Genomic DNA, 22,408 nt, shown 5'->3' on the forward strand with positions numbered 1-22,408 from the left:
GCCTTGGAGCTAGAGCCAGACTTCTTCTCGTCCTTGTCTTCCTTCTTGTCCTCGGACGTGGATTCTTCCTTGTCCTCAGACTTTTCGTCGTCGGAGTCGGAGTCGTCAGAATCATCAGAGGAGGAAGAGGAGTCAGCCTCGTCTTCATCACCGATGACGGCGATCACCTCGCCGACCTCGATGGTGTCGTCTTCTTCGGCCTTGATTTCTAGAATGGTGCCGGCAACGGGGGAAGGGATTTCGGTGTCGACCTTGTCGGTGGAGACCTCGAGCAAAGGCTCGTCTACCTCGACGGTGTCGCCGACGGACTTAAGCCACTGGGTAATGGTGCCTTCGGTTACGGACTCGCCCAGCTCGGGCATCTCAACGGAGTTCGCCATGAGTTTTAAGACTCCTCGAAAAGTTGGAAGTATTCTATCGCTACCGCACAATCTTACAGCGTGATGCCCGTCATCGTGCAGTAGTGGGGTTAGTAATACCCTCCATGCGGGTAAACTAGTGGGTTATGTTCAACCTCTTCCGCCGCAATAAGTCCCGATCGCCACTGCGACCGCCCCGCGGTCCGGGAGAAACTATTCGCCCAGAAGATGAACAAGAGCTCAAATTGTGGGCGGCTGATAAGGCGTTTGTCGAGGCATTTATCGAGCCTGAGACCGTGGTCAATGAAATGTCTGTGGTCGTCGTAGATGAAAAAGGTGAGTTTATCCGTCGGCGCATCGGCGGGCCGAAGGGGATTGACGCGGTAGGAAAACTATTGCAGTGCGACGTTTTTGATGTCGAAGAAACCGGGTACCCCCAACGCATGCGCGAGCGTATGGAACGCCAACGTATCTTGCGCAAGAGGGAAGAACAGCGCCTTCGCCGCGCCCGTTTTGAGCGCGGCGAGAACCCTGATTCGGGGCAAGACTTAAGTTAATAAGCCTAGACGATGGTGGCGCCGGCTTTTCTTAGCTTTGCCAAGGCGGCATCACCGCGGTCTGGATCAACAGGGGAGCAGTACTCGCTCAGGACACGGACGGAAAAGCCTTCCTTTAGGGCATCCGCCGCGGTTGCCTGCACGCAATGATCCGTGGCAATGCCGACGATGTCTACCGCATCGATAGCGTGCTCGCGCAGCCAATCCGCCAGCAATACGCCGTCCGCTTCACCCTCAAAGCCGGAGTACGCGGCGGTGTATTCACCCTTGCGGAAATATGCTTGCGCAGGCCCGATCGCCTCGTGCATCTGGGCGCCATAGGAATCGGCGACGCAGTGCACCGGCCAGGAATCGACAAAATCCGGGTCCTCCGCAAAGTGGGAACCCGGATCGATGTGCCAGTCCTGCGTGGCAACGACGGTGTCGTACTCGGTCTGCAAAGAAGAGATCTTCTCTGCAACCTCGTTGCCGCGATCGGTGCCAAGCGCGCCGCCTGGGCAAAAACCGTGTTGGACATCAACGATGATTAAAGCAGTGTTCATAACTCCGCTATTTTATGCCCAGGCGGCTACGTGAGGTATTACTTTGATTCAGCAATCTCGCGGAGGGCAGCGATGACGGTGCGGGTGGGAACGCCCGTACCCATCTTTGGCGTATAGCCATAAGCGCCGGTGGTATTGAAGGAAGGCCCGGCGACATCGATGTGTGCCCATTCGATGCCCTCGCCCACGAACTGCTTTAAGTAGGTGCCGGCGTATTCCATGCCGCCCTCGCGCTTGGCATTGATATTGCGGATATCGGCGCTGGCGGATTTCACGGATTCATCGTGTTCTTCCAATAGCGGCATGGCCCAGGCATTTTCACCGACCTCGCGGCCGATGCCCGCCATGCGGTCGCGGAAGTCTTCCGAACCCATGACGCCAGCGGTGCGCTCGCCTAGGGCGACCATCTGGGCGCCGGTCAGCGTGGCGGTTTCGATGAGGAAGTCGGGCTTATCCTCGCTGGCGCGCGCAATGGCATCGGCAAGCACGAGGCGGCCCTCCGCATCGGTATTGAGAACCTCAGAGGTAATGCCGCCGTAGTGGGTGATGACATCGCCTGGGCGGGTGGCGTTATCGCCCGGCATGTTTTCTGCCAGCGGCAGGGTAGCGGTGATCTTCACTGGCAGGTTGAGCTTGGCCGCAGCGATGATGGAGACGGCCATGGCGGCGGAACCGCCCATATCGGAAATCATGTCCCACATGCCAGACCCCGGCTTTAAGGAAATGCCGCCGGTATCGAAGGTGATGCCCTTGCCCACGAGCGCCACGTGCTTTTTCGCCTTCTTCGGGTTCCAGCTCAGGCGCACCAGGCGCGGCGGGCGAGCGGAACCGCGGCCGACGGCGGTAATGCCGCCAAAGCCCTGCTTCTGCAGCGCCTTTTCATCCAGGATTTCTACCTCGAGGCCAACCTCTTTAGCCTGGGCGGAGAGGAAGTCTGCATAAGACTCCGGGTACAGCAGGTTGGACGGGGTATTGACCAGGTCGCGGGCAATCACCACGGACTCCGCGGTGATCTTGGCCGCCTCGAATTCCTCGCGCGCGGACTTTTCTGCCACCACGGTAAAGGCGGCTGGCTGCTCCGAATCCTTGCCGGACTTAGAACGAAGCCCCTTGAACTTGTAACCGCCCAGGGTAAGGCCCTCTACCGTGGGAGCGATGCCAAAATCGCCCAAGGAGGTGGCCACCTCTTCCACCTTGGATATCGAGCGTGCGGCGCTGCCGGCGGCGCGGCGCAAGGTTTCTGCATCGAGGTCCTCGGCATCGCCAAGGCCGACGGCGATGATGGAATCGACCTCCGCCTTCTTGGGCGCCGGGATGCGGGTGACCTCATTGGCCTTGCCGGTTGCCCCCACGGCGATGAGGGACTCGTATGCTTCGCGCAGCGCGGCCGGCTTGAGCAGCGAGGTGCCTGGAAGTTCAATGCCCTCCTCGCCCTTAAATGCGGCGATGAGTAGGGCCTGCGCGTTCTTCGGGACCTTCTTTTCTAGCTTAAGCTCAGGAAATGCCCCACGTGCGGGTCCAGTGTACTGAGACATAAAGTCCTCCTTTTTAATTGGTACTAATGAAACTTCTGCCCATGGTACCGCGCTAGAGTGAACATATTCCTACCCGGCTATAGATAAAAGGAGTAGATTGTGGGCATGCTTGATTACACGATTACCCGTACGAATCAACCAACGGCGGCAGCAGATTTAGATAAAATTCTGGCCAATCCCGGCTTTGGCCAGTACTTTACGGACCACATGGTGACCATTGATTGGTCCACGGAGAAAGGCTGGCACGATGCGCAGGTCCGTCCCTATGGCCCGCTGACGATGGACCCAGCGAGCAACGTTTTTCACTACGGCCAGGCCGTTTTTGAGGGCATTAAGGCCTACCGGCAGCCCGATGATTCCATCGTTACCTTCCGCCCTGATCAAAACGCGCAACGCTTTATTAATTCGGCGCAGCGCTTGGCGATGCCCGAGCTACCCCAAGAAGAATTCATCGAGGCACTGCGCCAGCTGGTGGACATCGATAAGAGCTGGGTACCGGAAGCAGGCGGGGAAGCATCGCTCTACCTGCGCCCCTTTATGATTTCTACCGAGGTATCGCTAGGCGTTCACCCGGCTAATGCGTATCGATTCATCCTCTTGGCCTCGCCCGCCGGTGCGTATTTCAGCGGCGGCATTAAGCCGGTTTCGGTGTGGCTGTCTACTGACTATGTTCGCGCTGCGCCGGGCGGAACCGGTGCCGCGAAATTCGCCGGCAATTACGCTGGTTCCTTGTTGGCGCAGGCGCAGGCCGAAGAAAAGGGCTGCGACCAGGTGGTCTGGCTGGATGCCATCGAACGCCGGTACATCGAAGAGATGGGCGGGATGAACCTTATGTTCGTCTACGGCACCGGTAGCGACGCCGAGATCGTCACGCCAGCACTCTCTGGCTCCCTGCTACCCGGCATTACCCGCCAATCCTTGTTGCAGGTCGCCGAAGACATGGGTTATAGGGTCAGCGAGCGACGCATCACCGCCGAAGAATGGCAGCGCGATGTGGAATCAGGGAAGATGACCGAGGCCTTTGCCTGCGGCACCGCCGCCGTCATCACGCCGGTAGGGCGCGTCCTTGGTGAGGACACCGATTTCAGCGTCAACAATAACGAGGCAGGCGAGGTCTCCATGGCCTTGCGCGAGCGCCTGACCAGTATCCAGCGCGGCGCCGTGGAGGATGCCCACGGCTGGTTGCACACTCTGGTCTAGCGCGCCGCGGTGTAACGCGGCGCGAGGCGGACCTGCGGCGCGCAGTTAGGCCTCTGCCTGCGTCGCGTCCGCGGTGATTTCTACGCCCAGTAATAAAAGGGGTAGGGCAGCCAAGGCGCCGAGCGCCGGTACCGGTTCCATCGGCAGCTCGAGCAGGGGCTCCAGCCGCAGCTTTTTTAAGGCCAACCGGTGAGCCGGCTGCGGCGCGATATTGGTGGCAAGGATCCAGTCGTGGATCCGCGTGTCTGCAGCGGCGCATACGGCGGCGGTGGAGGTCAAGGGGGCATCGACAAGCAAGGGTGTGCGCCGCCGCGCCGCCTGGGAGATAAAGCCGACCAGCGCGGCCAATACGGGGGAGCCGCAGGCCTTGATGAGCTCCCGCCCAGTCAGGTCGCGCATCCGAAACATGGCATCGCGAATGGCCGCAACCTCGGCCTTCCAAGCCTCGACGCTTGGCTGCTTGCCGACGACCACCACCGGCTCCTCCTGCGCCATGACCCCCATGACGGCCGCGGCAGCCTGCGTGCTGTCGATGCCGCCAGGAATCAATAGATCCGCACCGCCATCAATCTCTGCATCCGCTGCCTGCACGCCTAGGTCATAGGCGGTGGAGCAATCCGTCACCGTGACGGATTTAATGCTGGCCCCGACCCGCCGAGCGGCGGTCTCCGTGGCCTGTGGGATCCCGTCACCGTCCTCGGCGAAGATGATGGCCCGCACCCGATGTGGCTCGGAAGCGGGGGAGCGATCCTGGCAGGCGGCTAGCCACTGTGCGGCACCGCTTAGCCGACCGTAGGGGTAAAGCTGCGGGGAATCAGCCATGAGCGTGCTTCCTTAAACGTCGGCACCGCGCTCTACGCGCGGGCGAGGAATGCGCCACTTGCGGGGCTGGCTGGCGCGGGAAAATGCGTAGAATCCCAGGCCAAAGCCGGTGGCGGTGGTACCGGGGAACTTCTTGCGCACAGCATTATTAGCACGGCGGCCCAGCCAGATGCCGTCGATGGCGAAGATGAGGATGACCACCATGGCAATCGCATTGATGAGGTCGGCGATGCTGGGGGCGGCATAGGTCACGAAGACCACGACGATAAGGGCAAGCGCCATCGGCATGACCCATTCCGAAAGCGTGCGGCGGGCGTCGATCCAATCGCGCACGTAGGCGCGCTCTTCGCCCTGATCGCGGGCAGGGAGGAAGCGTGGATCGCCTTCAGCCATGCGCTCTTGGCTTTCGCGGTTGCGTTGGTTGCGTTCCTTGCGCTCCTGCTTTTTATATTCTTTCCACTCGTCCTTGCTCATGGACTTTTTGAGTTCCTTGCGGCGCTTGTAGCGCTGCGCATCGGATACCCCATGTGGATCGCGCTTCACGCCGCGCGCGATTTCTTGTTCCTGGCGCTTTGGCGTGGGACGACCCTTCGGAGGGGTATACCCCTTGCGGTGGGTTTCTTCCTGAACTTCTTCCTGCACGGGAGCAGGTTCAGGGGAGGTCTTGTCATCTTTTTGCCACGGAAGTTTCACGCTGATCAGACTACAAGGTTTCGCTCCCGAGAGGGGAATAGGCCCGCCCACGGCGTTGTTATTACTATGGGCTACCTTTTCCCTCCTCGTAGATGCGGGTAGGGTAGTGGCTACGCAACCAAGACACATTTGAGGAGAAGTGATGACCGCTCCAGTTTCCGAAACCGGCGTCATTCTGACCGAGGCCGCAGCCGCAAAGGCAAAGGGCCTGCTTGATCAGGAAGGCCGCGACGATCTCTCCCTGCGCATCGCAGTGCAGCCCGGCGGCTGCGCTGGCCTGCGCTACCAGCTCTACTTCGACGACCGCAGCCTCGATGGTGACAAGGTCGACGAGGTAGGTGGCATCAAGCTCGTCGTGGACAAGATGTCCGTGCCGTACCTTACCGGTGCCAAGATCGACTTCGCTGACACCATCGAGTCCCAGGGATTTACCATTGATAACCCGAACGCTACCGGCTCCTGCGCGTGTGGCGACTCCTTCAACTAAACCGAAGGATAAAGAAAGAGGGTGAGTGCTTCGCGGCACTCACCCTATTTTTATGTCTTTATGGCTCGGTGTAGAGCTTTACCCAATGCGGCCTAAAGCTTGACTGGGTAGTCGCGCTGCTCGATCTGCGGGTCGATGCGCTTTTCCACAAAGATGCCGTGCCAGATCATAAAGGACAGCACGGTCCACAGGCGGCGGGAGTGATCGGAGACGCCATCGCGGTGCTCCTTGAGCATCTCCAGAACTTCCTTCTTATTGAAGATGTCCTCCGTCTGGGAATCGTTGATGGTGTCCTGTGCCCAGCCGTAGAGCTCGTCGCCGGCCAGCCAGTGGCGCATGGGTACGGGAAAGCCCAGCTTCTTGCGGTTGAGGACGTGCGCGGGAACGATCTGTTCCATGGCCTTGCGCAGCGCGTACTTGGTGGTGCCGTGGGAAATCTTCAGATCGTGCGGAATGGATTCTGCGACCTTGAATACTTCTTTATCCAGGAATGGCACGCGCAGCTCCAAGGAGTTGGCCATATTGATCTTATCGGCCTTGACCAGGATGTCACCGCGCATCCAGGTAAATAGGTCAAGGTGCTGCATGCGGGCTACCGGGTCAAAGTCTTCCGACTGCGCATAGATGGGCGCAGTGACCTCGCGGTGATCCCACTCGCGCTTGGCCCATGGGATAACGCGCTGCATCTGCTCAAAGTTAAAGGACCGCGCATTGCCGTAGTAGCGCTCCTCCATGGTCATGGAACCGCGGTTGAGCAGGGACTTGCCCTTCATACCTTCTGGCAGCACGCGGGAAAGCTTGCCCAGTCCCTGGCGCAGGGGAGAGGGGATCTTCTCAAATGGGGCGAGCGACAGCGGCTCCTTATAGATGGTGTAGCCACCGAAGAGCTCATCGGCGCCCTCACCGGACAAGACCACCTTGACGTGCTTGCGGGCCTCTTGGGCCACGAAGTACAGCGGCACGAGGGAAGGATCGGCCACCGGGTTATCCAGGTACCACATGATCTTAGGAATCGACTCGGCGTATTCTTCCGGCGAGACGATCTTGACGATGTGCTCCACGCCGATGGCGGCCGCCGATTCCGCGGCCACGTCCACCTCGGAATAGCCTTCGCGCTCGAAGCCTGTAGTAAAGGTCAGCAGATCCGGGTTGTGGCGTTTGGCCAAGGCAGCGATGGCGGTGGAGTCGATGCCGCCAGAGAGGAAAGAGCCAACGGTGACATCGGCACGCATGTGCTTGGCGACGGAATCCTCCAACGCTTCTGCAATGCGGTCAAAGAGCTGCTGTTCTTTTCCTTCTGGTACCTGCTGGACCGGGAAACGCGGCTTAAAGTAGCGCTCGGAGACGACCTCCTCGCCCGGCTTCAGGGTCACAGTGCAGCCGGATTCCACCCGGCGGATATTGGCGTGCAGGGATTCCGGTTCCGGGACGTATTGCAGGTCGACATAGTGCTCAATAGCACGACGGTCAAGGTTGAGTTCTAGACCAATGTCCTCGGCCATCTCCAGGATGCACTTCATCTCGGAGGCAAAGACGGTGCCGGCGTCCGTGGTGGCATAGTAAAGCGGCTTGATGCCGAACTGGTCGCGCGCGCCAAACATGGTCTTGGTCTTGGTATCCCAAATAACGATGCCAAACATGCCGCGCAGGTGCTCGACGACGTCCTTGCCCCAGTGGTGATAGCCCACCGCAATGGGTTCGCCATCACCTTCCGTATAGAAGGTATAGCCCAAGGCCTTGAGTTCTTCGCGGAGCTCAACGTAGTTGTAGATCTCGCCGTTAAAGGTAAGGGCATACCGCTCTGGTTCATCTTCGGGACCCCAGCGCAGGGGCTGGTGGGAATGTTCCAAGTCGATAATGGACAGGCGGTTAAAGCCGAAGGCGGCGTCGCCATCATGCCAAGTACCGGCTGCATCCGGTCCGCGGTGGTGCATGCAAGGAAGCGACCGCTCGAGCGCGTCGACATATTTGTCCACGTTTCCGGTGGCCGCGAGCATGCCAAGAAGTCCGCACATGTAAAGATAGCTCCTTTTAATTAAGCGACTAGTGCTCGGTGTCCTACTCTACGGTGCATGGGGTGGAAACCAGAAAGCGCCACGGCTTGGAAGAAGCTGCGGAAAAGCTTAAATTCAGCTTCCCCGTAAGGGTGCGAACTTTCGGATGATGGCCGGAATTGTTCCCTGTGAGTTAAGGCACATGGCAAAGGTGCAGACCGGGGGTACGGTTGGAACATTGTGCAGGTGGGGCGGTAACCTACTGGAACGTGGATATAAATTGAGCGCCCTGGGTCTCCTTTTAAGCTTCAAAAAGGCTGGGAACCAAGCATTTATCCATTATTCTGATTGGGTAAGGGTGCTCTGTGAGTATTCGAGAAGTTTGTGTGGACAGAAAGGCAGAACACACGTGGGACAGCGTAATAAGCGCACCTTCGCCCGTAAGGCGGGCGTAGCTGGCGCACTTGCCCTAGGCGGTCTCGCCCTGGCTGGTTGTGACGTTCAGGCGCCAACTGCTGTAGAGAACCTCCTGGGATTCGGTTGGCCAAAGGGTGTGACCCCTGAGGCTGAGGCAATGTACAACTTCTGGATCTGGGTCTGGGTTGCAGCTTGGATTGTCGGCTTCGTCATGTGGGGCCTCTTCCTTACTGCAATCTTCCGCTGGAGCGCGAAGAAGGCCAAGCGCGATGGCAAGGGTGAATTCCCGCGCCAGACGCAGTACAACGTGCCATTGGAAATGGTATTGACCATCGTTCCAATCCTGATCATCATGGCCTTGTTCTTCTTCACGGTGCAGACCCAGCAAAAGGTCACCGCATTGGATAAGGATCCAAAGGTGGTTGTCGACGTCACTGCATTCCAGTGGAATTGGAAGTTCGGCTACGCCGAGAACCGCGTCAATGGTGAGAACTATAACGGTGCGGACGAAGCGCGCCAGGCCGAAGCGGAAAAGACCGCCCATGACCCTGAAGGCGTGGATAACCCCAACCCAATTCACGGTAAGTCCAAGGGCGACCTTTCCTACCTCAACTACAACAAGATTGAGACCGTAGGTTCCACCGAGGAGGTTCCGGTTCTGGTTCTTCCTTCCGATACCGCAATCGAATTCCGTTTGGCTTCCGCTGACGTTTCTCACGCATTCTGGGTTCCGGAGTTCTTGTTCAAGCGCGACGTCTATGCACACCCTGAATCTAACGCTCAGGAGCGCAGCTTCCAGGTCGAGTCGATTGATAAGCAAGGCGCCTTTGTTGGCCGTTGTGCCGAGATGTGCGGTACCTACCACTCCATGATGAACTTTGAGATTCGCGTTGTCTCCCCAGAGGACTTCAATGCCTACATGGACTTCCGCGAGAAGAACCCGAATGCCACCAACGCTGAGGCGTTGAAGGAAATTGGCCAGGATCCGTACGCAGTTACCACCCACCCGTTCTCCGGCGAGCGTGACACGGCCGATGGTGACAACTACGTCAAGACCGCGGCATAAGAGATAAGGACATTACACAATGCGTGCAACATCGAAAGTCTTTTACTCAATCGCGACTTACCTTTTCGTCTCGCTGATTGTTTATATCTTTGGCGTCACCCTCGTGAAGGATGATGGTTACCTCTACGGTGCCGAGTGGGTTGGCATCGTAGGCATGTTCCTCTCCGTCATGCTCTGCCTTATGCTGGGTGGCTACCTTCACTTCACCGATAACCGCAGCGACGTTCTGCCGGAAGACTGGGAAGAAGCAGAGACCGAAGACTCCGCTGGTATCTTGGGTTTCTTCTCCCCGAGCTCCATCTGGCCACTGGCTATGGCAGGTTCCATCGGATTCTTGGGCCTTGGCGTCATCTTCCTGTACTACTGGCTCATCGCCTTGGGCGCTGTCTGCTTGATTGCAGCCTGTGCCGGCCTGTCCCTGCAGTATGGCCTGCCTAAGGAAAAGCACTAGTACATATCTAGTCGCAACCACTGCCTAAACTTCTCAGCCCTCCTCACCACACCACGGTGGGGAGGGCTTTGGCGATCCTCGTCGTAAACAAAATAGGAAAGTTCCCGAGAATCCAGAACTTTTTTAGGGGAGGGGGAGAGCGGATGCGCCCAGGTTATAAGTGGGCAGCAAAGGGGCATCCTAGCACGTAAACCCCTATTTCTGCGGGGGTCATCCGAAAGTTGCAAACGGGCAATTTTCCCCGGAAACCGCCGTGTGATTTATCTCTCTAAGAAACTTGTCCAAATCGGTTGCGGATGAAGGATGGATTGTCGTGATTCGAGCAGACAAAAAGGTAGCGATCGTGGCTATAGATGAAGTTTAAGTGTGTCACCTGCGTTGATGTCTCGTCGGAAAAGAATACAAAAAGTTCCCAGGTAATTAATCTTGGTAGGCCACAAGACATTCCTTATCGGTAGCTGGCAATTTGGTGAAAACCGAATGGCGGAAGCGGGGGGAATTGAAGTGACTTTAGAGTCTAGAACAGCCATAATTACCACTGTGACGAGCGTAGTTTCTAACCAAGGTATGACAGCACCACGTGTTGCCTCGCTGAACCGACCCAATATGGTCAGCGTGGGCACCATCGTGTTCCTGTCTCAGGAATTGATGTTCTTTGCCGGACTGTTCGCGATGTGGTTCACCTCGCGAGCGAACGGCCAGGAAGGCGATTGGGCAGAGCACACTGCCCATATCAACCTGCCAATGGGCTTTCTCATTACTGCAGTGTTGATTTCTTCCTCCGTGACCTCGCAGTTCGGCGTGTTTGCCGCAGAAAGGGGTGACGTTTACAAGCTTCGACTCTGGTACACCATCACGCTGGTATTGGGTGTTGTCTTCCTAGGCATCATGGCGTTTGAGTGGGCTGAGTTGATTCACGCAGGCGTGACGGTACAGTCCAGCGTCTTTGGTTCGGTGTTCTACATCATCACCGGCTTCCACGCTGCGCACGTAACCGCCGGTTTGATTTCCTTTGCAATCATTCTGGCGCGTATCGCTAAATCTAAATTCACGCCGGCACAGGCTACTGCCGCCATGGCAGTGTCCTACTACTGGCACTTCGTTGACGTTGTGTGGATCGGTGTGTTCACCGTTATCTACTTGATTCAGTAGTGTCGGCGAACCTCTCCCCAAAACAGTCCTCCCGTGTTCGAGTTATCTAAAGGAAAATGATGGATAACAATTCGCAGTCCGAGACAGTGGAGCAGACCACTGCCACGGCTAAGAAGACCCGCCGTCGCCGCAAGGCGAAGCGCACCCTCGCAGGTGGTTTCGCTTTGGCCATCGGTTTGACCGGCGCTGGCGTCTTGGCCTCTGCCTTGACGCCTGACGCTCAGGTCGCTACGGCGGAAAAAGATGACCAAGCCCTCGTTCAAGAGGGTAAGGACATCTATGACACCGCTTGTATCACTTGCCACGGTGCCAATCTGCAGGGCATCGAAGACCGTGGCCCCTCTCTCGTAGGTATCGGTGCCGGCTCGGTGTACTTCCAGGTTCACTCCGGCCGTATGCCGATGATGTCCAACGACGCTCAGGCAGAGCGCAAGGCTCCGCGTTACACCGAGCAGCAGACCTTGGCGCTGGCCGCTTATGTTGCAGCTAACGGTGGCGGCGCGGACATCGTCTACAACGACGATGGAAGCATCGCTCAGGAATCCCTTCGTGGCGCTAACTACAACGGCCAGATTCAGGCCGAAGACGTTGCTAAGGGTTCCGAGCTGTTCCGCATGAACTGTGCATCTTGCCACAACTTCACCGGCCAGGGTGGCGCACTTTCCTCCGGTAAATACGCTCCTGAGCTCGCGCCTGCTAACGAGCAGGAGATCTACCAGGCAATGTTGACCGGTCCGCAGAACATGCCAAAGTTCTCTGACCGCCAGCTGACTGCAGACGAAAAGAAGGACATCATCGCCTACTTGAAGTCTGCAGAAGAGACTCCGTCTCCAGCCGGTTGGGACCTTGGCGGTCTCGGCCCAGTGGCTGAAGGCCTGGCAATGTGGATTATTGGTATCAGCGCCCTGTGCGCCGCTGCTATGTGGATTGGATCGCGCTCATGAGCAATGTGAAAAAGAATTACACTGACGCAGAGCTCGATAAGATGAGCAATGATGAACTTGCTGCACTTGGTACCGAGCTCGATGATGTGACCGTAGCGTTCCGTAAGGAGCGCTTCCCGGTTGAAGGTGACCCCGCAGAAAAGCGCGCGGGGCGCAACGTCGCCATTTGGCTGGCAATCTCCGTTATCGGCGGCTTGGGCTTCTTGGGTGTTTACCTCTTCTGGCCTTGGCAGTACAAGCAGCTAGGGGAGGACGGCCTTGTATGGCACACTCTCTACACCCCGCTGCTTGGTATTACCGCCGCACTTTCCATTTTTGGACTCGGCTTTGCCATCGTGCAGTACGTCAAGAAGATTCTGCCGGAAGAGATTTCAGTGCAGCGTCGCCACGATGGTCCTTCTGAAGAAGTTGACCGTCGTACTCTTACCGCTCTCTTGAACGACTCGTGGAAGACCTCCACGCTCGGTCGCCGCAAGACTATCCAGGGTCTTCTCGGTGGAGCCGGTGTGCTCTTCGGCTTGACGGTTATCGCACCGCTCGCTGGCGCAATCCGCAACCCATGGAAGGTACGTCACGAGCTGAACTACGCCGGTGACGGCACGCTGTGGACCTCCGGTTGGACGTTGCACGAGGAGGGCGTCAAGCTTTACCTCGCGCGTGATACCGGTACCATTGCTGAGAAGCACTCCGGTGAGTCCGGCGAGCACTACACCACCGAAGGCGTTACCCGCCTCGTGCGCGTTCGCCCAGAGGACTTGGCCGCCGGCGGCATGGAGACCGTCTTCCCGCTTGCGGAAGAAGACGTTAACGACGGTGATCAATACGACGCTAAGCGCGACGTATACGAAAACCACATGCACTCCATCCACGGCAACCGCAATGCGGTGATGTTGATTCGTCTGCGCCACTCCGATGCGCAGAAGGCAATCGAGCGTGAGGGACAGGAAGACTTCCACCACGGCGATTACTACGCCTACTCCAAGATTTGTACTCACATTGGTTGCCCAACTTCGTTGTACGAGGCACAAACCAACCGAATCCTGTGCCCCTGCCACCAGTCGCAGTTCGACGCATTGCACTACGGTAAGCCGGTCTTCGGCCCGGCTGCTCGTGCTTTGCCACAGCTGCCTATCACGGTGGACGATGAGGGCTACCTTGTTGCAGAGGGCAACTTCATTGAGCCTGTCGGTCCGGCATTCTGGGAGCGTAAGTCATAATGAGCAATAAACTCGCCCAAATGGGCAACAACATGGACGAGCGCTACAGCGCCGCCGGCGTGCTAAGGACGCAGCTGAACAAGGTCTTTCCGACCCACTGGTCCTTCATGCTCGGTGAGATGGCGCTGTATAGCTTCATCATTCTTCTACTAACCGGTACATACCTGGCGCTTTTCTTTGACCCTTCTATTACGAAGGTCATCTATGACGGCACCTACGCACCGCTTAACGGTGTTGAGATGTCGCGCGCCTACGCAACGGCCCTTGATATTTCCTTCGAGGTACGCGGCGGCCTCTTTGTCCGCCAGATGCACCACTGGGCAGCACTACTGTTCATGATGTCGATGGTTGCGCACATGCTGCGCATCTTCTTCACCGGTGCTTTCCGCCGCCCGCGCGAAGCCAACTGGATTATTGGTTGCACCCTTATCCTGCTGGGCATGATCGAGGGCTTCCTCGGTTACTCCCTGCCGGATGACCTGCTTTCCGGTGTTGGTCTGCGCATTATGTCCGCCATCATTCTGGGTCTGCCGATTATCGGTACCTGGCTGCACTGGGCCATCTTCAACGGCGACTTCCCGTCCGACTTGATGCTGGACCGCTTCTACATCCTCCACGTTTTGGTCATCCCAGGCATCATCCTGGGCCTTATCGCAGCCCACTTGATCATGGTTTGGTTCCAGAAGCACACCCAGTTCCCTGGACCGGGTCGTGCAGAGAACAACGTCGTCGGTGTCCGCATTATGCCGGTCTTCGCAACTAAGGCCATTGGTATGGGCATGATGGTTGCTGGTGTGCTGGCTCTTATGTCCGGTGTGCTGACCATCAACGCCATCTGGTTGCTTGGTCCGTACAACCCCTCCCAGGTTTCTGCAGGTTCCCAGCCCGATATCTACATGCTCTGGACAGACGGTGTGGCTCGTGTCATGCCAGCTTGGGAGCTGTACTTGGGCAACTACACGATTCCTTCTGCGTTCTGGGTAGCCCTGTTGTGTGGCCTGATGGTCGTATTGCTTATCACCTACCCGTTCTTGGAGAAGAAGTTCACTGGTGACGATGCACACCACAACCTTCTGCAGCGTCCGCGTGACGTTCCTACCCGCTCCGCAATTGGTGCAGCAGCAATCGTATTCTTCTTGCTGGTCACCTTGTCCGGTGGTAACGACCACGTCGCGCACTTCTTCCAGATTTCGCTGAATGCGATGACTTGGGTGGGCCGTATCGGCCTGATTATCTTGCCGCCGATTGCCTACTTCATGACCTACCGCATTTGCGTTGGTCTCCAGCGTTCTGACCGGGAGGTGCTCGAGCACGGTATCGCTACCGGTGTTATCAAGCAGCTGCCTAATGGTGCCTTCATTGAGGTCCACCAGCCGCTTGGCCCCGTTGACGAGCACGGCCACGCAGTACCGCTTGAGTACGCAGGCGCTCAGGTGCCGAAGCAACTTAACCACCTTGGTTACGCTGATTCCGAAATCCAGGGCACCTTCAGCCCGGATGATCCGGAACTCATGCGTCGCGTTCACGAGATTCACGAGGAGAACCACGAGGAGGAAGCGGAGATGTTCCGCCGCCTCAACGAGGCCAACCGTCGTGATGACGAGGAAAACGGCCGCATCTAGCCTCTCCTTGGGTTAGCTCGATACACGCTCACTAGATAAGCCCGCTGTTCGCCTAATTTGAGGCGAACAGCGGGCTTGTTTGTTTTCGAACTTATTGATAGCTGCGGGCGGTTCTACTGTCTAAATTCTCTACCGCAAACACTTTTTTAAAGGTCTAGTGCATGTGGCTTGGAAAAGGTAACCTCGCGCAATGATGTCTTAGGAAACGACGAGTAGTTCGTAGGCTACTGGATCTCTATCGCGAGAATAGAAGTAGTGTCAGCGCTTGTAAAAGGGCTACCGAGCTCATCCCTAGTAGGCCTTTGCATAAAGGCAGGGTAATTCGGGTCCAACGCGCATAGTCGATGCTCTCGACACCAAACGAAAGAACTGCCTGGCGAAACTAGAGTCGTCAGGCAGTATTCAAAAGTGTCAGCGAGATTGGCGCCTTAGTCCGATACGATTGTAGGGATGTAGTGTCGGCCTATATCCCATACGAAGGGGGCCTTTTTACCTCGTTAGGGGAGCGAAGAAAATAACTCTCAACGATCAACGGACTATTTCAATGTCTTAGTCCAAATATTGCTCGATGAGAAGGCAACGAGCAACAATTGATTTTTCGAAGTTCTGTTTAAAAGAGCTGGAAAGAACTGTCGCAAACTTTCCAGTCTCCATCTTCCTTCTTCAACTCGATTTCGCTGGTATTGAAATAGTTTGCAAAATCTTCGTTATCTGAAGTTACATAAGCTTCATCATCTGACGAGGAATCAGACTCTTCTAGATCTTTGAGCGCATCGTCCTTCTTGTCCTTTAGCTCCTCGAGTTCCTCTTCACTTGGGACATCTGAGGGATTCAAGCTTTGGACTGTCGCAACAACTTCATCTGGGGATACTGGGTTTCGCTGCTCTTTGCAGAGATAATCTGTCTGGAATTCATTAGCTTGATCTACCCACTCGTGTGCCGATTCTTCGGCCTTTTTGCTGTCGCCAGATTGGTGTTGCTGAGCAGCTTCCAACAGGTTTGTGTGAACTTCCATTTGCTCGTCAGCGGCATTCTTAAGAGCCTTTTCTGGCCCTCCAGAGGAGCCGCAGCCAGTGATTGCTAGCGAAGTGGCCAGTAAGACGCTTCCTAAGGTAAGCGTTCTACGCATTTTCTTCTCCAATTCTTTAAAGTAAACGGTGTATCGAGCCATGGCTCTCCGGTCACGGCAGCACGGTGTATTTGAAATTTCAGCTGAAATTCAGTATCAGGACAGCCAATTTTCAGCCTAACAAATTGAGCCTGTAGGCACCTCTGCACTGTGGGATATTTGATGCGCCGTTTATGGTGACGAATGCAGTGGTGCAACCGAAGAATTGAGGCAGCGTGTAGTCATAGCAGTCGTCGCGTAAGTGCCACCAACGCGACTGGAGTGACCGTCGAGTTTGTTGCAAGCGCATACGGGGGTGACGGGGGCTGGTGCTGGTATTGACGCTGGATGGTTCGTTTTGATGGATGAAAAAGCTGCAGAATTTCCGGGCATAGTAGGCAGACCCACGCGGCACAGAGGGCGAATTTTCTACACAAGCCAAGGAAAGCAACTTTGTCGCCGGACCTACGGCATATAGGGGTTGTTCCGATGTTGCGCGTTGAAGGGGCGGGCATAGACGAGCAGCAACTGGTCTTGTATAGCGAGAAGGGGCCTGGAGCTCAGTTTGGGATCCACATATTCCAAGTAATGTTAGCCAGTTGCGGATTGCGGTTGTCAGATGCGAGTTTTTGGTACCGGTGTTCTGGGGACTCGGTACTGCCGTGTTCTGGGTAGTTGGTACCGGGGCGGCCCGAATGAGTCGGCCCGGCTTTTTGCTCTATTTGTCCGGTCCTATTGGGGATGTGGCTTTGCGCATGTCAAAGTCTCCTATGTGGATTCGGTGGCCGTTGTTGAGACGGCTTACGACTGAGGGCCTGACCCCCGGAAAATAGACACGTCGGGGTTAGGCCCCGCCCCAATGTATGTGCGATCTGCGTATAGCTAGCACCGTCAAGGCATATCGTAAGAATCTGTTTGAAGTTAGCCACAACAATGAGCTTCTTTCCAAGTAGAAGTTGATGCGACACCAACGAATCGTGGTGTCGCATCAACTATGAAAGAAAACCCTTGCAGTACCAGGTACGCGTAACCCTGGTACCAACTACGCGGACTCACGGTACCAACTACCCCAAATCGACAGCGGTTAAATATTTTTTGAATGGCTAGGGTCTGTTAAAGAATTAGTCTGTTGACACGGAAGGGGCCGAACCAAAAGACGTGTGAGGAACCTCACATATAACTTTTTTGGCACTCTTTATTTGGGGTTCGAGGAGTGGATTGCCGGTTGCGGAGTGCGTGACTTTCGGCTATTTCTGCAGTGTATGGCCAGTAAAATTCAGTAATAGCTTTATTGGATGTTCGTTATGGCGTGTTTGTCTCGGCTTGGTCAAAATAAGATAACGAACGTGTAACGAAGCCGGATCCGGGATCGTGAATGGACATTGATTGTGATGATTTCGTAACCTATTTGAGACATTGAGTTACCGCCCGAAAAGGTGCTCAATAGGAAATGAAAATTTAAAGCGTCGCATCTGGCTCCTCCTACTGAGGGGCCGAGTGGAGGAAGGCCTAAAGGAGCGGTCCTCCAATGAACACTAGGCCCTAGGGTCAGAGCTTTTCTACAAGGAAAAGTAGACGCGTAGGAAGATTTGGAGTTTTTCTCGTGGCAAAGCACCGTCGTCAGGGCACTGTAAATACCCGTCGTATCGCATCTACTGCAGCCATCGCTGCAACCGCAGCTGTCGCCGCCCCAGGCGTTGCTCAGGCTGCCGAGGTCGTTGTTCCTAATACCGACTACCGTTTCGAGGTTGCCGGTCTGGAAAACGTCCCGAACATTGACCAGGTCCCAAACATTGACAAGTATGTCCCGTCCTTGGGCCAGGTTTCCAACCAGGGTGGCGACAGCTTCGTCGCTGCTGCAGAGCAGCAGGCTGCTCCGGCACCGTCCACCGTTGGTCAGAAGGCTCTGGAAGCTGCACGCTCCGTCCTCGGCTCGCCGTACGTTTACGGCGCTGCTGGCCCAAACGCTTTCGACTGCTCCGGCTTGACCAGCTGGGCCTACTCCCAGGCTGGCGTTCAGATTCCGCGTACCTCCCAGGCTCAGGCCGCTGGCGGTACCCCTGTTTCCCTGGACCAGCTCCAGCCTGGTGACATCATTTCCTACTACGGTGGCGCTTCCCACGTCGGTATCTACACCGGCAACGGCACCATCATTGACGCGCTTAACTCCGGCACCCCTGTGCAGGAGCGCGACTTGAACTACATGCCGATTAACAACGCTGTGCGCTTCTAATTCGCAGTGAAATGACATGCCCTTCCCTTTGCGAAAAAGGGAAGGGTTTTGTTGTGCAACGGCGGCTAAAACCCGCTATAGTAAAATCGATTTTTGAAAATTTTGAGTTGAAGGTCTTCTCGTGTCTAAACGTGTGCTCCCAGCTGCTGCATTAACCGCAGTCCTCGCTGTCACTTCTCTTACTGGCCTCCCGCAAGTTATCGCGCAGGAGGCGGAACCGAACCAAGAATCTACTTCTGAAAACGTCGATGATCTGGTGGATCGCGTCGGAGAGGTCGCTCGTAAGGTCTCGGCGAAGAATGAGGAAGTCAAAGAGCTAGAAGATAGGCTCGCGGCCAAGGAAGAAGAGGTCGCTCAAGCGGAGCAAGTCTCCGCAGAGGCCCAAAAACGCGTACATGACGCGCAGGGCGATGTCTCTACGCAGCAAGGCCGCGTGGACGATTTGGCACAGTCCCGCTACCGGGGAGACTCCCGTTCCGCCGTTTCGGGCGCTCTGGCTGCAGAAGACCCAACAGACGCCGTAGAACGCATGGGATATTTGGGTGCGCTTTCCCGCAAGGCACAACGCACCCTCGATGCAAAGGCAAATGCCGTCTCAATGGCTGAAGCGGTTCAGCAAGAAGCCGCTGACGCTGCGAAAAAGGTGCGCGAGGAAAAGAAGGACCTCGAAAAGCAGCGCGATGAGCTGGTGAAGCAAAAGGATGCGCTGGAAGAGCAGCAGGCGGACATCGAAGCTCAGGTGGATGCGCTGAGCGATGAACAGCGCGAAGCTTGGGAAGGACAATTCGGCGGCACGGATAAACTGGATTTCGACCTGGGAGAGATCGCTGATGGCGCTAGCTCTGCGGCTCTGTCCAAGCTGGGTTCGCCCTATGGCTGGGGTTCTGCCGGCCCGAACCAGTTCGACTGCTCTGGTCTGATGTACTGGGCATACCAGCAAATTGGGAAGACCATTCCGCGTACCTCGCAAGCACAAATTGCAGGTGGCACCTCCGTGCCGGTTGATCAGCTGCAGCCTGGCGATATCGTGGGCTACTACCCAGGAGTTACCCATGTCGGAATGTACATTGGCAACGGCCAGGTAGTACACGCCTCAACCTATGGCGTGCCGGTTCAGGTCGTGCCGCTCAACTCGATGCCTATTTCGGGGACTGCACGATTCTAAGTGGCCCGCATACTGCTGGTAACGAATGACTTTCCTCCCAAAGTCGGAGGAATCCAGTCCTACCTGCGGGACTACCTTGAAGCGCTTGACCCAGACGATGTCGTAGTATTCGCTTCAACCCAAGAGCCACCTGAGGACTATGACGCCTCGGTTGCCTACAAAGTCATTCGGTGGCCACATCGCGTGATGCTGCCCACCCTCGCAACCACGCGCCGCATGCAGGAGATCATCCGGCAGGAAGGCATTGACGTCGTGTGGTTTGGTGCGGCAGCACCGTTGGCGCTGATGGGCAAGGCTGCGCGGCAGGCAGGGGCACGCCGCGTGGTGGCAACGACGCATGGCCACGAGGTGGGCTGGTCTATGGTTCCACTGGCCCGGCAATGCCTGCGGTTGATTGGCAATAACGCCGACGTCATTACATATATCTCGGATTACACTCTGCGGCGCCTGCGCGGGCCTTTTGGCCCGCACCCAGAGTGGGCTCACCTGCCCTCTGGAGTCAGCCTAGATTTGCTTTCTCCCGCAACCCCTGCCCAGCGCGCGGCCGCGAAGGCGGAGTTCGGAGTGACCGGACCTACCATCGTCTGTATTTCCCGTTTAGTCCCGCGCAAGGGGCAAGACCAATTATTGCGGGCGATGCCGCAGGTCAGAGAAGAATTCCCGGATGCTCAGTTGATGCTGATTGGGCGCGGGCGTTATCACGATGCGTTGCGAGAATTGGCGGAGCTTTATTGCCCCGATGCGGTGATTCAGCCGGCTCCCAGCATCGAAACTGCACTTCATGCCGCGGATATTTTTGCCATGCCGGCGCGCACTCGCGGCGGAGGCTTGGACGTAGAAGGCTTGGGCATTGTTTACCTAGAGGCACAGGCCTGCGGGGTCCCGGTCGTCGCTGGTGATTCTGGGGGAGCGCCGGAGACTATTTCGGAGGAGACGGGGATCGTCGTCAAGGGCACATCTGTTGATGAGCTTGTGGCTGCCTTGAAGGCGCTCTTGCGCTCGCCGGAAATGCGTACTCGTATGGGGCAGGCGGGACGCAGGCACGTCGAAAAGCACTGGAGCTGGGAGATTATGGGGCAGCGGCTGAGAAAGCTTATGGCTTGATGTGACCCTGGCCCGGTTGTCGGTATATTCTGATATCCATGCTTGAAAACAACTCCGCCGATCTTACTATCGGCTTCGATGTCGGTGGCACCAATGTGCGCGGTGGAGTAATTACTCGAGACGGGGACATCCTCGCGAGTCGCACCATGCCAACCTCGGGCGACCCGCGCCAACTTGATGATGACCTGGTAGCAATCGTCGAGGAGCTGCGCGCAGACTATCCCGTGGGTGCGGTGGGCCTTGCTGTTGCGGGATTTTTGGATCCAGAGTGTGAGACCGTCCGCTTCGCCCCGCATCTTCCGTGGCGGAATGCGCCCGTCCGGAAAAACCTTGCGGAGCGCTTGGGGCTGCATGTCCGGTTGGAGCATGATGCCAACTCCGCCGCTTGGGGAGAATGGCGCTTTGGCGCGGGGCGCGGCGCGAAGGATTGGGTATTTTTTGCGGTCGGCACCGGCATTGGCGCTACCTTGATGACCCACGACACCATCTACCGCGGCGCGTTTGGAACTGCTCCGGAATTTGGTCATATCGTTGTGGTTCCCAATGGCAGGCAGTGCTCGTGTGGCAAACGGGGCTGCTTGGAGCGCTATGCCTCTGGCACGGCCCTGCCGGATACCGCGCGCGAACTGCGCCCAAACTATGATGAGACCTCCTTGCCGCCGTATCCCACCGGTGAGCAGGTTGCACGCGCGGCACGTGGGGGAGACCCACTTGGTGTTGCGGTAATGGAGAACTTTGGGCAGTGGTTGGGCCAAGGCCTATCCATCGTGGCTGATGTGCTTGATCCGGAGCTCATTGTCATTGGCGGCGGCGTGTCCCAAGATGCGGATATGTACTTAGAGGAAGCCACCGCTGCCATGGGCCGGGATATAGTCGGCGCTGGGCATCGCCCCCTTGCTCGCGTTGCAACCGCGGAATTGGGCTCGGCAGCAGGTATGATTGGCGTAGCTGACCTGGCCCGCCGCGGCCACTAGAATGAGCGAAGGACGAGCTGGAGATGAAAAGCAAATGGTACTGGGCGTTTAAGCACATCTTTTTCGGGCCCGCCCTGCGTGTATGGAACCGCCCTTGGTCAGAAGGGATGGAAAAAATCCCTGCTGAGGGGCCCGCGATTTTGGTGTCCAACCACCAAGCGGTGATGGATTCCTTCTTCTTCCCCCTGCTGTGCCCGCGCCAAATTACTTTTTTGGCCAAGGCGGAGTATTTCACCACCCCCGGCCTCGTGGGCGGCATGCAGAAGTGGTTCTTTAGCTCCGTCGGGCAAGTTCCCATTGAGCGGGATCATGAATCAGCGGGGGAGGCCATGCTCGAGACCGCACGGAAGATTTTGGGGCGCGGTGATCTCTTTGGTATCTACCCAGAGGGAACGCGGTCTCCAGATGGGCGTGTATACAAGGGGCGTACCGGGATGGGGCGCATTGCCATGGAGACCAATCAGCCGGTCTACCCCGTCGTTATGATCAATTCTCGCAAGGCTAACCCAATCGGCTCGTGGATTGTCCGTCCCGCCAAGGTGGGGATGCGCGTGGGAGATCCCATTTACCCGCACGATTGGGCGCGCGAGCACGGCATGGATCCGCAGCAGCACGAGACCATTCGAGCGTTCACGGACATGGTCATGGGGACACTAGCCGAGCTCTCCGGCAATCCCTATGTGGATGTCTATGCGGCTGATGTAAAGGAATCATTAAAGGCCGGCCACGGATACCCCGCCGGTGCGGAGATTAAAGGGAGGTAATT

Annotated in this window: 21 protein-coding genes; 14 read left to right on the plus strand and 7 right to left on the minus strand. The window is 56.9% G+C overall.

Translation table 11 applies throughout. The features are described 5' to 3' along the window. Positions 1-380: biotin/lipoyl-containing protein (locus tag ABRP95_RS01755; RefSeq protein WP_284769481.1), on the minus strand; the 380-nt coding region annotated here is incomplete at its 3' end. A gap of 125 nt (positions 381-505) precedes the next feature. Between ABRP95_RS01755 and ABRP95_RS01760 the strand changes: the two genes are divergently transcribed. Continuing rightward, positions 506-916 carry an oxidoreductase gene (locus tag ABRP95_RS01760; protein WP_284769482.1) on the plus strand — a complete coding sequence of 137 codons (411 nt, stop codon included), beginning with the start codon at positions 506-508 and terminating at the stop codon, positions 914-916. Positions 917-921: 5 nt separating this feature from the next. On the opposite strand, the gene ABRP95_RS01765 is transcribed toward ABRP95_RS01760, so the two are convergent. Then, on the minus strand, positions 922-1,458 hold the full coding sequence (locus tag ABRP95_RS01765) for an isochorismatase family protein (protein WP_349838852.1): 537 nt from the start codon (positions 1,456-1,458) through the stop codon (positions 922-924). 38 nt (positions 1,459-1,496) lie between these two features. Beyond that, a complete protein-coding gene (locus ABRP95_RS01770) occupies positions 1,497-2,993 on the minus strand; it encodes a leucyl aminopeptidase (protein WP_296088837.1) in 1,497 nt (498 codons plus the stop codon). A 105-nt stretch (positions 2,994-3,098) separates the two neighbouring features. On the opposite strand from ABRP95_RS01770, the gene ABRP95_RS01775 reads away from it, so the two are divergent. Continuing rightward, a complete protein-coding gene (locus ABRP95_RS01775) occupies positions 3,099-4,193 on the plus strand; it encodes a branched-chain amino acid aminotransferase (RefSeq protein ID WP_284769485.1) in 1,095 nt (364 codons plus the stop codon). A 45-nt stretch (positions 4,194-4,238) separates the two neighbouring features. Here the strand turns inward: ABRP95_RS01775 and ABRP95_RS01780 are convergent, their stop codons facing one another. After that, entirely contained in the window at positions 4,239-5,015 is a 777-nt protein-coding gene (locus ABRP95_RS01780; protein ID WP_284782414.1) for a nicotinate-nucleotide--dimethylbenzimidazole phosphoribosyltransferase, read from the minus strand. Positions 5,016-5,027: 12 nt separating this feature from the next. Beyond that, the gene (locus tag ABRP95_RS01785; protein ID WP_284769487.1) at positions 5,028-5,708 is read right to left on the minus strand and encodes a DUF3043 domain-containing protein; all 681 of its coding nucleotides are present in this window, start codon (positions 5,706-5,708) and stop codon (positions 5,028-5,030) included. Positions 5,709-5,850: 142 nt separating this feature from the next. Here ABRP95_RS01785 and ABRP95_RS01790 point away from each other — a divergent pair, with 142 nt between their 5' ends. Next, a complete protein-coding gene (locus tag ABRP95_RS01790) occupies positions 5,851-6,195 on the plus strand; it encodes a HesB/IscA family protein (protein ID WP_005283948.1) in 345 nt (114 codons plus the stop codon). A gap of 92 nt (positions 6,196-6,287) precedes the next feature. On the opposite strand, the gene asnB is transcribed toward ABRP95_RS01790, so the two are convergent. Beyond that, complete coding sequence (gene asnB, locus ABRP95_RS01795) at positions 6,288-8,210, minus strand: asparagine synthase (glutamine-hydrolyzing) (RefSeq protein WP_349838853.1); 1,923 nt, start codon at positions 8,208-8,210, stop codon at positions 6,288-6,290. A 388-nt stretch (positions 8,211-8,598) separates the two neighbouring features. Here asnB and ctaC point away from each other — a divergent pair, with 388 nt between their 5' ends. The 6 genes from ctaC (at position 8,599) to qcrB (ending at position 15,058) form a co-directional block, all read left to right on the plus strand. After that, positions 8,599-9,672, plus strand: a complete 1,074-nt coding sequence (gene ctaC, locus ABRP95_RS01800) for an aa3-type cytochrome oxidase subunit II (protein ID WP_284782417.1) — start codon at positions 8,599-8,601, stop codon at positions 9,670-9,672. 19 nt (positions 9,673-9,691) lie between these two features. After that, on the plus strand, positions 9,692-10,123 hold the full coding sequence (ctaF, locus tag ABRP95_RS01805) for an aa3-type cytochrome oxidase subunit IV (RefSeq protein ID WP_284769490.1): 432 nt from the start codon (positions 9,692-9,694) through the stop codon (positions 10,121-10,123). Between the two features lie 540 nt (positions 10,124-10,663). Continuing rightward, entirely contained in the window at positions 10,664-11,275 is a 612-nt protein-coding gene (gene ctaE, locus ABRP95_RS01810; RefSeq protein WP_369707792.1) for an aa3-type cytochrome oxidase subunit III, read from the plus strand. Positions 11,276-11,331: 56 nt separating this feature from the next. After that, positions 11,332-12,219, plus strand: coding sequence for a cytochrome bc1 complex diheme cytochrome c subunit (gene qcrC / locus ABRP95_RS01815; RefSeq protein WP_349838854.1), 888 nt, complete (start codon positions 11,332-11,334; stop codon positions 12,217-12,219). Continuing rightward, positions 12,216-13,436: a cytochrome bc1 complex Rieske iron-sulfur subunit gene (gene qcrA / locus ABRP95_RS01820; protein ID WP_284852533.1), complete on the plus strand. Its 1,221-nt coding sequence runs from the start codon at positions 12,216-12,218 to the stop codon at positions 13,434-13,436. Before qcrC ends, qcrA begins: the two co-directional genes overlap by 4 nt. Next, the gene (qcrB, locus tag ABRP95_RS01825; protein ID WP_284782419.1) at positions 13,436-15,058 is read left to right on the plus strand and encodes a cytochrome bc1 complex cytochrome b subunit; all 1,623 of its coding nucleotides are present in this window, start codon (positions 13,436-13,438) and stop codon (positions 15,056-15,058) included. Before qcrA ends, qcrB begins: the two co-directional genes overlap by 1 nt. A gap of 610 nt (positions 15,059-15,668) precedes the next feature. On the opposite strand, the gene ABRP95_RS01830 is transcribed toward qcrB, so the two are convergent. Then, positions 15,669-16,229, minus strand: a complete 561-nt coding sequence (locus ABRP95_RS01830; protein ID WP_284782420.1) for a hypothetical protein — start codon at positions 16,227-16,229, stop codon at positions 15,669-15,671. Positions 16,230-17,769: 1,540 nt separating this feature from the next. On the opposite strand from ABRP95_RS01830, the gene ABRP95_RS01835 reads away from it, so the two are divergent. The 5 genes from ABRP95_RS01835 to ABRP95_RS01855 all read left to right on the plus strand — a co-directional run bounded on the left by ABRP95_RS01835 (position 17,770) and on the right by ABRP95_RS01855 (position 22,406). Next, entirely contained in the window at positions 17,770-18,399 is a 630-nt protein-coding gene (locus tag ABRP95_RS01835) for a C40 family peptidase (RefSeq protein WP_284851948.1), read from the plus strand. 121 nt (positions 18,400-18,520) lie between these two features. Beyond that, positions 18,521-19,564, plus strand: coding sequence for a C40 family peptidase (locus ABRP95_RS01840; RefSeq protein WP_284784549.1), 1,044 nt, complete (start codon positions 18,521-18,523; stop codon positions 19,562-19,564). Continuing rightward, a complete protein-coding gene (locus ABRP95_RS01845) occupies positions 19,565-20,668 on the plus strand; it encodes a glycosyltransferase family 4 protein (RefSeq protein ID WP_284769497.1) in 1,104 nt (367 codons plus the stop codon). 38 nt (positions 20,669-20,706) lie between these two features. Continuing rightward, positions 20,707-21,642 (plus strand): ROK family protein, encoded by a 936-nt coding sequence (locus ABRP95_RS01850; RefSeq protein ID WP_284769498.1) that lies wholly within the window; start codon positions 20,707-20,709, stop codon positions 21,640-21,642. A gap of 23 nt (positions 21,643-21,665) precedes the next feature. Further along, positions 21,666-22,406, plus strand: a complete 741-nt coding sequence (locus tag ABRP95_RS01855) for a lysophospholipid acyltransferase family protein (protein WP_349838855.1) — start codon at positions 21,666-21,668, stop codon at positions 22,404-22,406. Positions 22,407-22,408: the final 2 nt, after the last annotated feature.

Origin of the sequence: Corynebacterium sp. KPL2895 (genome assembly GCF_040225815.1) — a bacterium.
GTDB classification, from domain to species: Bacteria; Actinomycetota; Actinomycetes; order Mycobacteriales; family Mycobacteriaceae; genus Corynebacterium; species Corynebacterium rhinophilum.